Raw genomic sequence first — 14,939 nt, 5'->3', positions numbered from 1 at the left:
TATTAATTTAATATATTACCTAAACGGTCATTTTTAACTCTAATTAATTTTTCTTTTTCTTTAGTAAACTCAATTTTATTAAGAGATCCAAACTCAATTTTATTAACAATAGTAGTAGCGGAAGATATTGGTAATACGTACAATCTAGTACCTGTAAAACTAACAACTTTATAAATATTATCTAGATTTAAGTTTTGTAAATCCACTATTTCTCCATCAGAAGGTACATAGACCAAATCATTTGGTGATAGACTCATTATTAAATAATGTCCTTTATCATTTGTTTCAGGTACTGAATTTAAACCTTGTTTTTGGCGTTCAATGACTTCGTTTAAAGGTATGGTCGCATAATTACGTTTACCCTCTTTGTCTTGATATATTGCAAAAAATAAATTAGTTCCTTTTGCAGCTTCTACAAATTTTTTTGATTTGTTTCCGGTTTGTCCTACTTGGAATTTACTTCCTTGTTCGAAAACGCGAACTTTTAAAATCGGTTGATGGAATTTACCTTCATTGTACAATTTGATGTTTTTGTTTAACTCTTCGATCCCTTCTGGTGAAAAGGCTATATCACTTATACCACCTTTAGCCTTTAGGTAGTTTAGTAAAATTTTTTGAATACCCGTATCGGTAATTGAAGCTATTGTTTTTTCGTTGAAAGAAGTATCTAAATTTTTACGAGTAGCCGTTAATATTTTACCTTTTGCAACTTTTACACGATCTAATTGTATTTTACCTGAAACCGTTTCTTTGTGTAATGATTTTCGGATAGCCCAATTTGTTCCAACTTGTTTTCTTATACCTTTTTGTGGGTTACCTTCTTTATCTAAACGAATATTTCCGTCTTCGTCCCGATAAGATTCGAAGTAATTCGTTGCTTTATTGATAACACGAATATTTTGTTTAAAACTAACGATGATTTTATCCAAACTACTTTTCGCATCTTGCGTAAAGGTTTCCCAAGGTTTCTTGAATATCCATTTGTAATTGGATGTCGAATTGTCATTGTATTTTTTATCGCATAATTTTGCTTTTAAATCAAAACGATATGCTTGTTGTTCCTCTATTGTTTTATTTTTTCTTGGTAAAGCGGATTCGTTATTTAAGAAATTGATGTGATCGCGAGTTGCACAAGCAATAACTAATGCATCCAAAGCGTGATGACGATGATCAATGCGTTTTTTATTGAAGCCTTTTGATAATTCTAACGGAACAGTAGGAATTAATTTTCCATTTGTATTTAGCGATGTAAAATCTGTTGATTTGGTTAATTCGTTCATACGCTCGAAACGTGGAAGAATTAATTCGTTCCATACATCATTTAATCCCCAATCTTGTTTTAATTGAGAAGTGATTTTTCCGTTACCAGGAAGAATATTTATTGAATTGATTCCGTCATCTTTTGAATCTGGCTTATCGTTACGAACAATATTCGATAATAATTGAGAAATGTATTTACTGATGTACCTTGTATCATTTAATTGTCGTTCGATCATTTTTTCTGGAATTTCTTCCATCAATAATTTATTTCGTTTTGTTCTATTGTTATTGTAATATCTTTTTACAAAATTTTCGTATTCGTTGACCTCAAGAATAGAAACTACACTACCGTTTCCTAATTCTACTTTTTCGCCATGATGATTTTTAATGAATTCTAATCCAATTTGATTATCTTTTAATTTATTAACCGCAGCTTCACAGATAACTTTATTGCTTAAACTATCGTCAAAATATCTACTTTGAGGGATGATATGTTCCACTTCATAAGCAGGCGTAAATAATTTGTTTAAAGGAATGATTTGACCTGTATAAGGTGACATATACTTTTGTTCTAACCATAACTTATAACGTTTTAGGTCTGCACTTGACGGTTGAGCTGTCTTACTGATTTTTAAAATATCGTCCTCGATATTTTCTTGTGCTTTTAAAACCCCTTCTTCATAAATTTTTAGGATTTCTTGTTGTACAGGAGAATAAGGTCGTACATTATCAACAGAATTATCTAATGCTAATTCCGCTAATAAAGCTTTTATACGATAATTGGTATTTTCATTCTCTGTAACTATAGTTGACAAACGTTTACGTTCGTCAGCGGTATGTTTCATTTCTCGACCTAATTCGATATGGATTTCTGAGAAATAATCTTTAGCGCCATGCCCAAATTGTTGCCAAATATCTTTTACCACGCGAAGTGTTTCTGTAATTACTTGCTCTACAATTGGATTACGAAGCGAATGTTGTTTGAAATCATTCAGATAATTTTCTAAATCAGAAACATTATTCCATTTTCTTGTGACAGCAGCTTCTGAATGACGGTTATACACAATGTATTGAGCAAACCACATCGGTAAATTATTAAAATCTGATTCAGATTTAATTTCTTGTTTTTCGACTAATTCGCGTACACGATTTTTAATATTTTCATCGTATTCACCAGAAAGGATATTTTCAATACGAATGATTGTATCTTTATCGATACACTCATAATTCCAATATTTTCCAAAACGCATTAGAGGCAATAATTTTTTTATTGCTTTTTCTGAATAAGCACCATATTCAGATTTAAACGGAGGAACTTTTTTAAATGCTTCAATAAAACTATCTCTATCTAAATTATGTTTGAGTGCAAATTTTTCAATAGCCTTTTCGTATTCAATCTTATCGTTCACAGAATAGATGATGTGCCATAAAGCCATTTCAATCTCAAACGAAAGAAAATTAGTAGGTAGATTATTTACTTTATCTAATTTGGATTGGATGATATGTCTTGTTTCATACATTGGATATTTCTTATCCTGTACATAATTCCAACGGTATTTTTCTACTTCTCCCTTAGTTAATTTTTTTCCACCATTTTTAAGTTTTAATAAAAATTCAATGATGTGTTTTTGTTCAGCTTCCTTTTTTGTTGTCAGAAAATCAAATAATGCTTCTTTATCTTCTATCGATGAAATAAGCTGATTTGTAACTTTTTGATCATCTTCTGTCGTGTATATTTCTAAATTTTGTAACCATTGCAATAATCTAAATTCTTGGAAGTAAGGATTAGATTTAGCAATTACTTTTAATGGGCGATTTACCTCATTACCATTCTCATCTTTAGAAATCCTACTTTCTAAGCTGCAATTAGAGATTAACGATTTTTGACTTCTTAATGGTCTTTGGTAAAAAATGATATCATTTAATAACAAATGAATTAAGTCCTTAGAAACTAAGTTTTTTTGATGTTGAAGGTTGTTCTTGTATAATTCTCTTATGCAATAATTTAATAATTCCTCATTCTGAAATTCACTATGGAATTCGGCCTGTTTTTTAAGAATTTTTTCTAATTCAGCTTTATAGAATTTACGTTCGATGGTACGAACCAATTTACCTTTAATTTTTTGTTTTGGGTTTAATAATAAATTGTCATAAATATATGTACCTACTGTTTTATTACTGTTTTCAATGTCATGTTCTGTTTTCTTTTTTAATAGAGTCCAATCATCTGCACTTGGAGCTCTAAAACTTCTCTTAACTTGACCTTCCTTATCTATTTTTTCTGAACCATCACTATTCAGATCAGTCGTTACAATAAAATCACGTGTTTTGCCTTTCCAATCTTCTAACGAGATTTTAGATGACCTTCTATAGACCCAACCATTTTCTAAATGTAGGGCATACCATCTTTCACCTTTTTTATTCGTTTCATCATCAGGTACAACATTGATAATTTTTAACGAATGGAATTCGATTAATTTATTTGAATTTTCTTCTTCCTCTTCGCCACGTAATTGATAGTATCCTCTTTTTTGATTAAAATTTAAAATAATCCAGGCTAATTCTTGTTTCGATATTTTTTGGGTTAATGCTTTTTTTCGTAAATAATAAATTGTCCAATCATATGGCACTAAGTTATCTTCACCATCTTTGTTTTTTAAAAATTCTGGTTGATTTTGTTTAAAATCGTTCAACATTTCATTAAAAGAATCTTTGAACAGGAATTCTTTATCAAAGGATATTTTAGGTTCAGTATTTTCTATAAATTTCCCGTAACGTTTTGTAAAATCAATTTGATTGGCATAGTGTTCTGGTAAAAATCCTAGAATATTTAATACACGATGTAGTCTTTCTCTACGTAACAAATGTCTTTCACGTAATCTTCTTACGCCACGATAATCCGTTCTTTCAGCCGTTTGAGAAATAGAATTTCCTTTTCCAAATTCACCAATAATATCTTGAGACATCGGAATTATACGACTTCCCATTCCAAGAATATTTCCTTGTTTATTGCTAAAATCTTGTTGAATCAACGCCCAACCAATAGAATTCGTTCCAAGGTCTAGCCCTAATATATTTTTCATATGTGTTCATTAGTTTTATTAAATACAATATAGTGATAAAATAAAATTGAATATTATTTGAAATTTAAAAAATAGTATTAAATTTGATATTGAAAGGAATTCACAATAAGGATTATTCCGTTGTGAAAACATTTAGCGCCTCGACTATCTTCGGGGCTTTTTTTTGCTTTCTTTTATTTTGTATCTTCACTTTTCAAACGACAAACAAAATGAAATTCGTTACTTACGTAAAGGAACACCAAGAAAAAGTAGGCATCATTGTGAATGATTTGGTCTATGATTTAGCCCAAATTAATCCTCACTTACCTTCTACGCTGATTGAATTATTAGCCGATTCGGCTTTTAATTTTCCCCTGATTGAGTTAATTCAGAAGGAGATCGCAAGTGGAAATTATAAACATAGCATTGTGGAAAATCCGCAATTGTTAGCTCCTATTCCCCATCCCCCAAGTTTTCGAGATGCGTATGCCTTTCGGCAGCATGTGGAGACATCTCGTTTAAACCGTGGATTAGAAATGATCCCTGAATTTGATGAAATTCCGGTTTTCTATTTTTCGAATCATCAAGCCATTCAAGGCCCAGGAAAAGTGTATGCGATGCCGGAACATTTTCATCAAATGGATTTTGAATTAGAAGTTGCTATCGTCATCAAAAAAGAAGGAATGAATATCAAAGCTGAAGAAGCTGACGAATACATTGGCGGTTTTATGATTTTAAATGATTTGAGTGCACGCGCTTTGCAAATGCAAGAGATGAAATTGAATCTTGGACCTGCCAAAGGAAAAGACTTTGCTTCGATGATGGGACCTTATTTGATTACGCCCGATGAATTGGATGCGTATAAAGTTGCTCCAAAAGATGGACATATTGGCAATTGTTATGATTTGGATATGATCTGTCGTGTGAATTCTGTTGAAGTCTCTCGCGGAAATTTCAAAGATATGCATTGGACGTTTGCAGAAATCATTGAACGCGTTTCGTACGGTGTAAAAGTATATCCAGGTGATATTATTGGATCGGGAACGGTTGGCACAGGATGTTTTTTGGAATTGAATGGAACAGGAAAACGAAAAGACGAAAATTATATCCCGCAATGGCTTCAACCTGAAGATTGCATTGAAATGGAAATAAAAGGATTAGGAAAATTAACAAATTCTGTTCATCTTTATCAAGCCAATTAAAATGACCATGCAAAAAACGAAATCATTCGAACCCAATACGAAATCATTCGACAACTTATTAAAACATGCCATTTCTCCACGCCCTATTTGTTTTGCAAGTACGGTGGATAAAGAGGGGAACGTGAATTTAAGTCCATTTTCCTTTTTTAATATAATGGGCATAAACCCTCCGATTTGTGTCTTTTCACCATTGCGTAAAATGCGTGATGGGTCTACCAAACATACATTAGAAAATGTCTGGGAGCATCCCGAATGTGTGATCAATATCGTGAATTATGATATGGTTCAACAACAATCGTTAGCGAGTGTTGAATACCCGAAAGGTGTGGATGAGTTTATAAAAGCCGGATTAACGCCTATTGCATCGGAGCTGGTTCAACCGCCTCGTGTCGCTGAAAGTCCATTCCAATTGGAATGTAAAGTTCGCGATGTTATTTCCATTTCAGATCAACCGGGCGCTGCCAATTTGGTTATTGCTGAGATTGTTAAAATGCACGTTCAAGATCAGTATTTGAACGAAGAAGATAATGTGAGTCCCTACGATTTGGATTTGGTAGCGCGTATGGGAGAAGACTTTTATTGTCGTGTGATTCCAGCATCGATATTTGAAGTTGAAAAACCAACCCGTACGATAGGATTAGGCATTGATTCGTTGCCCGAAGCCGTTAAATATTCTAAGTTTTTAACGGGAAATCATTTGGGTCAATTGGGCAATGTGGAAGCTTTACCACCGGCAGAAATGATTGAAAATTTTAAACAACAATTGGCCGGAAGGTTGGATCTTCAAAAATTCAAACCGGTAGAGGTACGTCATCAAGTGGCAGCCAAGTTGTTAGACCAAGGCGATGTGCAAAGTGCTTGGTTTTGGTTATTAATGGAAATTTAAAACGTTGTTTATGATTTTAATTGCTGTTTTATTTCCGGCATTATCCTTTTTGTTAAGAGGAAAAATCCTCACTGCTGTTTTATGTTTTATTTTACAAATTACACTTATTGGATGGATCCCTTGTTCGATATGGGCCGTAGCCTCGCTCTTGGATGAACGAAATAAAAAAAGATTAAATCCATAAATCGATTCCCTTGTCCAATGTTGTTCAAGGGAATTTTTATGATTTAAATTCAAGGATGATTAAGAATTCTTCTGAAGCTATTGCATCCGTTTTTAAAATTTCAAATGCAAACTTACTCCTAGGATAAGCCAATTGAATCACATCTTGTAATTGTTGTACATCTCCCATCAGAATAGACGTTTGATGTGCCGTATATACATTCATTAAAATGGTATATTCCTCTTCCAAAAGCTGAATCCGATCAGAAAATTTATGGTTCATTTCAATCAGAATATTTTCAATTTTCCCCTTAAATTGAATGGTTTGATCGCTTTGTGGAAAATAAATTATTAACTGCTGCTTTAAACGTTCTATTTTATCTAATTCTATTCGTTCCTTCACCTGAAACGATAATTCATTCAATTGATTTAATACTCCTCCAATTGTTTTATTTAAATCCTCCATGCTTAAAATATAAACGATGGCAAAGTAATTACACCTTCGAAGATAATGCAAATTTATTTTCAGCAACGAATTACACCTTTATCGTACTGATTATCAATTTATTTACTTATCTTAGAAAGATAAATGCAATTCTTATGAAAAAACTTTTTTTATCCCTAATTCTTTCTTGTAGTACTTTTGGTTTTGCTCAAAGCAAAACAAACGCAACGGAAGATGTAGCTAAAATGCCCGTTTATCCAGGATGTGATGCTCATCAAACGAATGAAGAACTCTCAACTTGCTTCAAAAAAAGTTTGTATTTAGATATTGCAAAAGAACTGGAAGATTTTGCGGATAAAGTGAATTCAGACATCCAATCGAATTTTGTATCTGTATCTCATTTGGTTGTTCGCTCGAACGGAATGATTGAAAATGTGGAGATTAAAGGAGATCATCAATTAAGTGCAGCCGTAGAAAGTGCTATCCATCGATTAAATACTAAATTAAAAGAGAATCATTTGCGAATAGCCCCTGCAAAAGACCATCAAGGAAAAGCTATGGATTTAGCTTATCAGTTACCGGTTCGTTTTTCTATCCAATAAAATTAATCAGCCATTTTCATGTCAGTAAAAATGGCTGATTTCGCATTACATATAAACTAAAAGGACGATCTAAATCCCTATAAACTTCACTCCAAAACTTAACCAACGATTGGGTAATGGTATTGCGCCTACCTCGTTGTAAGACGTATTCATTACATTTTGAATATCCATATAGAAGGTCGTATTTTTAAATGTACGATAATTGAATCGAACATCTGTAATGGCGTACGATTTATACGATTGGCGTGTTAAGTATCGGTTTGATAGGGATAGTGTAAAATTTTTGTATTGATAATCGATTGTATTGATCCATTGGTGTTTTAATGATTCGATGCGGTATTTAGAAGCCAATTCTGTATTGGTTTGCTTGAATTTAGGATCCAAATATGCATAACTCAATCCTACTTTTACCATTTGCTCCTTGTTCCAAGCATAGTGATAATTGACTTTGGCGTTCAGTCCATTTGTTTTTAAATCTCCAAAATTATTGGCTTGCCACGGTTGATCGGTTGTTTGTCTGATCCAATCAATAAAATGATCGATCTTACGGTAGAAATAATAAGCATTTACACTCCAATTGGACTTCGTCCACTTGACTCCCCCTTCGATTTGAATTGCCTTTTCGGCTTTCAATTCGCTGTTACCGATATTACCTGGACGTTGGTCTAAGTACAAATCTGTAAACGAAGGGATTCGTTGACTTGTTCCTACATTTCCTACAATTTTAAGATGAGATCCTATTTTATAACTGGCATCAATTCCTGGAAAGAACTGCCATTGGTATTGGGAATTATAGTTGATATAGCCCCCTGCATTTACATTAAGTTTAGACGTCAGATCTGTTTTGTATTCAGCATATAATCCTAAATTATCGCGGGTATGCGATTGAATACTGGTCGAATTGATTTGTTCATTACGATATTCAGCTCCAAAACCTAATTTACCTGCATTCCCATCATAGGTTGCATTCAATTCACCCGAAAATGCATTGGCATAATGCTTAGAACGCGCTCGACTAATATCCTGCTTAAAATAACGGTAATCATCAAAATTATAACGGTAACTGAAGCGGGGTTGAATTTTCCAACGGTCCGAAAGTTGATTTTTAGCTTGCAGAATCACCATCGAAGTTTCGACAATTTCTTTTGAATCCTTGTCCCCAGGTGCCGCATAAAACCCATTAGCCCCAAAGGCATTTTTCACATAACCATAAGAAGCCGTGATTTGATGTTTGGTATTGAATTGATAATGGGTTTGATAATACAGTTTATTGTTTTCAAACGCTGTATTGTAACGTGTCCCGTTCCCGGTTTCGTGGCTTACGAACAATTGGTGTTGGTGATTTTCTTTGGCGATTGTCCCACCCATTTGAATGCCTCGATTTGAAAATATATCCTTTGTATCCTCTTGATCTTTTTCAAAATTGGATCCGATATAGGCATGCCCATACCACCCGTTACGTTTCGGTTGACGCGTGACGATATTGATTACCCCTGTTAAACTGTTGTTCCCATAAATTCGTGCGGCAGGACCACGAATCACTTCGATGCGTTCTACTGCTTCCAAAGGGATGGGTAAATTCAATGCATTATGCGCCGTTTGATGATCAATTACTTTTGTGCCGTTCAACAAAATCAAGGTTTGTTCGAAACTGCCTCCATCCATTGAAACATCGGCTTGTGCACCAAATGGACCACGTTGGCGCAAATCAATGCCCGAAGCATATTGCAACACTTCTTGGATGGTTTTTGCCGGTAAACGATCCATTTGTGCTTTATCGACGACATATACATTACGATTTTCCTTCGAAATTGCAGTATTTAATCGGTTGTCCAATAAGGACACTTCGTTTATAGCAATGGTGTCTTTAACCTCTTGCGCAAAGCTTCCATAACCGATGAAACTGATTAGAATAAAGATTCTTTTCATTTGTCTACACATTTAATTATTGTGAAATCTGAGCCAAAAGTAGTATCTTACCGACTCCTTACAATAGTCCAGATTTTAAATTATGAATAGTCCGGTTGATCCCCCATTTCCTTTTCTGCATCTCGATAAAAATTCATCCACACCAATTTATCTTCAATTGGTGGATGGAATCATTCAGGCCATTCAATTGGGGCATTTTGTTCACGGTTATCAATTGCCTGGAACACGACAATTTGCTAAAGACTTGGGATTAAATCGCAATACGGTTGTTAAAAGTTTAGAAGAATTAGCAGCATTGGGATGGATTGATATTCGGCCGAATAAAGGAACCTATATCCGAAATCAATCCCAGAAAATTGCCCATTTGAAGACGGAGAAAAATGATGATCGTAATGGTCAAAAAGCGGGTTTTCCCATTTACACTTCTTATTTGTTGGATCAAGAAAAAAAATGTGAAAGTGCATTAACTCAACTCCATCTGAATCAGGGTTTACCTGATCCACGTTTGGTGCAATATCACGAAGCCTATAAAGCGTATCATCACATTGCAAAACGTAAGATTGGGAAACCTCAACAAGACACCAATGCGCATCGCTATTTTGTTAAACAAATTCTCAATTATTTAGCCCTTAGTCGCCAAATGTACCTTCACGAAGATCAAATCCATTTTGTATCCAATCGTGCTTTGTCGTTGCATTTGATTTCAAAACTTTTGTTTCAACCAGCAGATCAAATTGGTGTACATACGATGAATGAACAATTCTCGAATCTTATCTTTCAAACCCATGGGATAAAGCTATACCCTATACAGCTCTCCGAAAATGGATTTGATTTAAGTAAATTAGAAGAAATGATGGTGAATGCTACCACTAAAGCGATCTATCTTCTTCCCTTGCATCTTTATCCTACGGCCCAACCTGTACCTCCACAATCGCTAAAAGAACTGGTTGCCTTAGCAAAAGAACATCAGATTGCCCTTATAGAAGATGAACCTTATGCGTCTTTTTATTATACCCATCGTCCATTGCCTTCGATCAATGCGCAATTTCCGAATGATCAAACCATCACTTTAGGGCAGATTGGTGATGGATTACCGTCTCTGTTTCATTTGAATTATATCGTTGGTCCATCTGATTTCATTGCAGAATGCAAAAAACTAAGCAGCATTTATGAGGAAGCTCTTGATCCGTTCCTGTTGGAAACCGCTAGTACATTAATCAAAGAAGGAGAACTTTTACGAATTGAACGAAAGCATCGCAAGATCTACCGTGAAAGACGCGAACGTTTAGGCAATCGGTTACGACAAACTTTTGGGGATTCGATTCAATTACAAATGCCCTTGATGGGATTAGGGTTATGGTTGGAATGGAAAATCCCTCTGAATTTGTTGCAACTGAAAAAAGATGCCTTTGAGAAAGGTTTAGTGATTCCACAACATTTGCTGTATCAGACTAAAAAGTTAACTGGCATTCGCATTGGATTTGGAACACTGAAAGATGAAGAAATTGATCAGGTGGTGGATATTTTGAGCGCTTGTGTGGATTTACAACTAAAAAAACTCCGACTTTAAGCCGGAGTTATATATTATTCTTTCACCCATTTTCGTGAGATTAAGTTACCAGAACTATCTTTTCCTGAAAGGAGATAAACGCCTTTTGGAAGAATAGAAATATCAAAACGAATGGTATTAAAGTTTGTCGCTTTTTGGGAAGCAACCTTTTGGCCAACGAGATTATGTATTTCGAGTAAAGAATCTGGAGCAAAAATTCCTTTTACATACAGGTGATTATTTGCAGGATTAGGATAAACTTGGATGGGACTAAAAAAAGAATCATTGGATCCTAAATTCTCCCCTTCCCCATAATGCATTAAATAATAATTATACACTGTCTGGTATTGAGGATTAGGATAAACTAAATAATTTTCGCGATGACTATTAGGGGTTGAAATATTCTTATAACTATTTGTTAATCCACCGATAAATAAACTACGATCATTTTCGATTAATAACGAATTGAAAATAAATTCATCCCCTTCACCGCCTAAATAATTCCCCCATATCATTCGACCATTAGAATTAAATTTCAATAATATGCCATCGTAATTTCCTCCATAATAAAAAGAAGATTGATCCTCTGGAAATGAGATATCGGGACTACTAGTTATCATCGCTAGATAAAGATTATTTTCTTTGAATTTCAATAATATTTCACCTTCAATTCCATTACCACCAATATAGGTTCCCCAATCGAAAGCTGCATTTTGCGTCACATCCAATTTCGCTAAATAAGTATCGATATAGCCACCACCAAAATGGGGTTGATTCGCATTCTCTGAAATAAAAGGTGAATTATTTCCTAAATCTTCAGTATATCCTGCAATATAAATTTTATCTCCTACCAGAATTGCATCCGAATCATAATCTAAAAAAGGTCCTTCTAACTGCCCAAAAAATGAACTATACGTTCTATTACCATCCGCTTTGCTGAATTTTGAAATAAGAATTTGGCCTCTATTTCGTTGTTGCGCATTTTCCGTAAGGTAAAAATCGTTGGAAGGGTATAAATCTTCGTCGTTTCTGAAATAATAACTTAAATCTTGTAAAACATATAAATCATTACCATGCAAATGGACACTATTTATCAACGTATTTCCTGTATACGTTGACCAAATGATTTCTCCATTACTCGACAATTTAAATAATAAACCATTTCTACTGTTTAAGCCAAATTGATTATAAATGAATTCGGATTGAAAAACATTTGGTGTTGTCACTCCATCCGTTAAATACGTTTGTATAAAAGAATAAATTGAACCGTCAGCATCTGTAAGCACGTGGTTTTTATCAATACTGTCGGAAGCAGGTAAAAAAGAGGCCCAAATTTTATTAAAGTTAGCATCTAGCTTAAAAATGATTACATTGTTTGTACGGTTTCTAAAACCTTCCAAGGTATCAAACCATGTACCTGAAGTGGCATAATTTACATCACTGCTACTCCCTAAGCCTATAATATTTCCTTCGTGATCGAAAGTAATGGTACGAATTTTAATGGGCAAATAGCCCGCTGCTAACACTTCTCCAGTTGGAGAAAACTTCGTATAATAAGTTACTGACCGATCACCTGTATTATACATCATGGGGTTATCCTCTGGGATACGAAATGTACTGAAATAATTGTAATAAATTGGGTTACTGAAATAACCATTTGGGTCAATTTTACCATTCAGTAAAATGATATTTCCTTCCGGATCGATATAAGAAGAATTATTATCATTCGTAATTATCGTATTTCCTTCCTGTAATGCTGGAGGTCCATAATACGTCCCCCATTTTTTTTCGTATTGGTCAAAAGATTGTGCGTGTACCCATCCAGAAAAGATGGTACATAGCAAAAGTAAATAGTGTTTCATATAATGAATTGAGTGTTAATTCATTCAAATATATGTATTATGTGTTTTAAAAAAAACTTCCTAATGGAAGTTTTTTTAGTGTCTTATGATTTTACTTTGAAAGTCCATGTAAATTCAAATTCCGAAACGATATCGTTTTGTTCGTCGACTCCTTGGCTTTTGACTACTAATGTAACCCCTTCTTTGGTTTCAATGGCTTTTTGAATGGCTGCTTCAATTTCAGCTCCTTGGTCACACGTAAAAATAATTTTACCAACAGCTTTCTTTAAAAATTGAGATTGCATCCCTAGCACCAACATTGAAACGTTATGCCCTGATTGTTGAATTTTTGCCGAAGCCATAAGTCCCGATGAAAATTCTGCTGCCATTCCTTGTACTGCCCAAAACATACTTTTGAAAGGATTTTGGTTTAATAAACCCAATTTCACTTTCGTAGAAACAGTGTTCTCTTTCCATTCGTGTAGACGGACACCTGCAATCCAAGCAATGGGAATTTGCGTCGAAATTATATTTCGAAAGAATTCTTTATTCATTTTAAATAGTATTTTGTGGTTTAATTATGATATTAATTTGGCAATTTAATAAAGGTAAACTATATATTTGCAAAAATTATATTTTATTTAAATGATTGGAGTTATTATACTATTCGTCCTTCATTGGTACGGATCGTTATTCTTTCAAACGTTCTTCCATCATCGTTATGCATCGCATGCGATGTTTACAATGTCGAGAACGTGGGAAAAAATTTTTCATGTTTTAGCTTGGATTTTCCAAGGAACATCTTATTTAAGCCCTTATGCATATGGGGTAATGCATCGTTTACACCATACACATGCTGATACAGAAAAGGATCCTCACTCACCGATATACGATAAAAATTTATGGAACATGATGTGGAATACTCGTCGTTTCTACAATGAAGTTGATCGTGGAGTAAAAGATATTGACCCGAAATACATTAAAGGAGTACCTTCTTGGCGTGCTTGGGACAAATTTGCAGAACATAATATCACTCGAACAGCGTGGGTTGGAGTCTATATCCTATTGTATTGGTTAGTTGACGCTCCATTGTGGGCATACTTTGTCTTTATTCCAATGCACTCTTTAATGAGTCCATTACACGGAGCGATTATTAACTGGTTCTCACACAAATATGGTTATAGAAACTATGAAGTAAAAGATACTTCAACAAACTTAATGCCTGTTGACTGGTTAATGTGGGGAGAATGTTTACACAATAATCACCATAAATTTGGTGGAAGACCAAACTTTGCGGTAAAGAAATTTGAATTTGACCCGATGTTTGTATGTATCCGAATTATGGAGAAATTGAATATCATTCAATACAAAAAAGGAAAATTAGATACCGATTATATGTAATGAAAAAGACCTCTATTGAGGTCTTTTTTTATTTCTTATAAATTCTTGAAGTGATGTATCGTCCAAAAAAATACTGAACTTCAACGCATTCATACGGATGAAACAATGCTTCAATTTTTGGAAAATTCGTGGTTTTGATATTTGCCACCCATCGAAAAAAGAGAATCATCGATTGGGTTAATAACTGCTGAACCAAATTTTGGTTTTGAATAAAATCCACGTAAAACCATAATCCATTCGGTTTTAAATGTTGATCAAGACGTTTGAAAAGTGATTGACACTGCTCTTCTTTAAAATGATCAAAGAAAAATGCCGTGATAATGCCATCATATGCCTTTGCATACGTATAATTGAATGCATCAGCATGAATAAAATTTACTTTTATATGATGCAAAGGGATTTTCTTGGCTCGGTTGATCATCACTTCTGAAAACTCGATGTAATCTATTTCGAGAGGAAGGTTCAACGCATCAATTTCTTTAAGAAACCATCCACTTCCCCCTCCTATCCATAACCATTTGTCCTTCGCATGCAAATGCTTTAAAATGACTTTATGTGCCATTTGTTGCCGATTACAAAAAGCCATTCGACTTAACACAT

The 14,939-nt window shown here is 34.1% G+C and carries 12 protein-coding genes; 6 read left to right on the top strand and 6 right to left on the bottom strand.

Going from position 1 to position 14,939, the window contains the following annotated elements; all coding sequences use genetic code 11:
* Positions 1-2: 2 nt before the first annotated feature.
* Entirely contained in the window at positions 3-4,343 is a 4,341-nt protein-coding gene (gene cas9, locus AC1QSP_RS01625) for a type II CRISPR RNA-guided endonuclease Cas9 (RefSeq protein WP_484079486.1), read from the bottom strand.
* A gap of 209 nt (positions 4,344-4,552) precedes the next feature.
* Here cas9 and AC1QSP_RS01620 point away from each other — a divergent pair, with 209 nt between their 5' ends.
* The 3 genes from AC1QSP_RS01620 to AC1QSP_RS01610 are packed head-to-tail and all read left to right on the top strand — an operon-like array spanning position 4,553 to position 6,594.
* Positions 4,553-5,524 (top strand): fumarylacetoacetate hydrolase family protein, encoded by a 972-nt coding sequence (locus AC1QSP_RS01620; RefSeq protein WP_484079485.1) that lies wholly within the window; start codon positions 4,553-4,555, stop codon positions 5,522-5,524.
* Between the two features lie 7 nt (positions 5,525-5,531).
* Positions 5,532-6,410, top strand: a complete 879-nt coding sequence (locus AC1QSP_RS01615) for a flavin reductase family protein (protein WP_484079484.1) — start codon at positions 5,532-5,534, stop codon at positions 6,408-6,410.
* Between the two features lie 10 nt (positions 6,411-6,420).
* The gene (locus tag AC1QSP_RS01610; protein ID WP_484079483.1) at positions 6,421-6,594 is read left to right on the top strand and encodes a YqaE/Pmp3 family membrane protein; all 174 of its coding nucleotides are present in this window, start codon (positions 6,421-6,423) and stop codon (positions 6,592-6,594) included.
* 36 nt (positions 6,595-6,630) lie between these two features.
* On the opposite strand, the gene AC1QSP_RS01605 is transcribed toward AC1QSP_RS01610, so the two are convergent.
* Positions 6,631-7,038: a hypothetical protein gene (locus AC1QSP_RS01605; protein ID WP_484079482.1), complete on the bottom strand. Its 408-nt coding sequence runs from the start codon at positions 7,036-7,038 to the stop codon at positions 6,631-6,633.
* Between the two features lie 134 nt (positions 7,039-7,172).
* Between AC1QSP_RS01605 and AC1QSP_RS01600 the strand changes: the two genes are divergently transcribed.
* A complete protein-coding gene (locus AC1QSP_RS01600) occupies positions 7,173-7,619 on the top strand; it encodes a hypothetical protein (protein ID WP_484079481.1) in 447 nt (148 codons plus the stop codon).
* A gap of 69 nt (positions 7,620-7,688) precedes the next feature.
* Here the strand turns inward: AC1QSP_RS01600 and AC1QSP_RS01595 are convergent, their stop codons facing one another.
* Entirely contained in the window at positions 7,689-9,548 is a 1,860-nt protein-coding gene (locus AC1QSP_RS01595; protein WP_484079480.1) for a TonB-dependent receptor plug domain-containing protein, read from the bottom strand.
* Positions 9,549-9,630: 82 nt separating this feature from the next.
* On the opposite strand from AC1QSP_RS01595, the gene AC1QSP_RS01590 reads away from it, so the two are divergent.
* Positions 9,631-11,118, top strand: a complete 1,488-nt coding sequence (locus tag AC1QSP_RS01590; protein WP_484079479.1) for an aminotransferase-like domain-containing protein — start codon at positions 9,631-9,633, stop codon at positions 11,116-11,118.
* 14 nt (positions 11,119-11,132) lie between these two features.
* Here the strand turns inward: AC1QSP_RS01590 and AC1QSP_RS01585 are convergent, their stop codons facing one another.
* The gene (locus AC1QSP_RS01585; protein WP_484079478.1) at positions 11,133-12,959 is read right to left on the bottom strand and encodes a T9SS type A sorting domain-containing protein; all 1,827 of its coding nucleotides are present in this window, start codon (positions 12,957-12,959) and stop codon (positions 11,133-11,135) included.
* 83 nt (positions 12,960-13,042) lie between these two features.
* Complete coding sequence (locus AC1QSP_RS01580; protein WP_484079477.1) at positions 13,043-13,492, bottom strand: DUF4442 domain-containing protein; 450 nt, start codon at positions 13,490-13,492, stop codon at positions 13,043-13,045.
* 91 nt (positions 13,493-13,583) lie between these two features.
* On the opposite strand from AC1QSP_RS01580, the gene AC1QSP_RS01575 reads away from it, so the two are divergent.
* Positions 13,584-14,339, top strand: a complete 756-nt coding sequence (locus tag AC1QSP_RS01575; RefSeq protein ID WP_484079476.1) for an acyl-CoA desaturase — start codon at positions 13,584-13,586, stop codon at positions 14,337-14,339.
* A gap of 28 nt (positions 14,340-14,367) precedes the next feature.
* On the opposite strand, the gene AC1QSP_RS01570 is transcribed toward AC1QSP_RS01575, so the two are convergent.
* Positions 14,368-14,901, bottom strand: a complete 534-nt coding sequence (locus AC1QSP_RS01570; protein ID WP_484079475.1) for a class I SAM-dependent methyltransferase — start codon at positions 14,899-14,901, stop codon at positions 14,368-14,370.
* Between the last annotated feature and the right edge of the window lie 38 nt (positions 14,902-14,939).

Source organism: Faecalibacter sp. (genome assembly GCF_057177045.1).
The sequence above is the reverse complement of the archived record's forward strand: the minus strand, read 5'-3'. Positions and strand labels throughout refer to the sequence as shown.

Excerpts from the sequence above, each read along its gene's own strand:
- cas9 (WP_484079486.1), bottom strand. The coding sequence starts at position 4,343 with ATGAAAAATATATTAGGGCTAGACCTTGGAACGAATTCTATTGGTTGG.
- AC1QSP_RS01620 (WP_484079485.1), top strand. The coding sequence starts at position 4,553 with ATGAAATTCGTTACTTACGTAAAGGAACACCAAGAAAAAGTAGGCATC.
- AC1QSP_RS01615 (WP_484079484.1), top strand. The coding sequence starts at position 5,532 with ATGCAAAAAACGAAATCATTCGAACCCAATACGAAATCATTCGACAAC.
- AC1QSP_RS01610 (WP_484079483.1), top strand. The coding sequence starts at position 6,421 with ATGATTTTAATTGCTGTTTTATTTCCGGCATTATCCTTTTTGTTAAGA.
- AC1QSP_RS01605 (WP_484079482.1), bottom strand. The coding sequence starts at position 7,038 with ATGGAGGATTTAAATAAAACAATTGGAGGAGTATTAAATCAATTGAAT.
- AC1QSP_RS01600 (WP_484079481.1), top strand. The coding sequence starts at position 7,173 with ATGAAAAAACTTTTTTTATCCCTAATTCTTTCTTGTAGTACTTTTGGT.
- AC1QSP_RS01595 (WP_484079480.1), bottom strand. The coding sequence starts at position 9,548 with ATGAAAAGAATCTTTATTCTAATCAGTTTCATCGGTTATGGAAGCTTT.
- AC1QSP_RS01590 (WP_484079479.1), top strand. The coding sequence starts at position 9,631 with ATGAATAGTCCGGTTGATCCCCCATTTCCTTTTCTGCATCTCGATAAA.
- AC1QSP_RS01585 (WP_484079478.1), bottom strand. The coding sequence starts at position 12,959 with ATGAAACACTATTTACTTTTGCTATGTACCATCTTTTCTGGATGGGTA.
- AC1QSP_RS01580 (WP_484079477.1), bottom strand. The coding sequence starts at position 13,492 with ATGAATAAAGAATTCTTTCGAAATATAATTTCGACGCAAATTCCCATT.
- AC1QSP_RS01575 (WP_484079476.1), top strand. The coding sequence starts at position 13,584 with ATGATTGGAGTTATTATACTATTCGTCCTTCATTGGTACGGATCGTTA.
- AC1QSP_RS01570 (WP_484079475.1), bottom strand. The coding sequence starts at position 14,901 with ATGGCACATAAAGTCATTTTAAAGCATTTGCATGCGAAGGACAAATGG.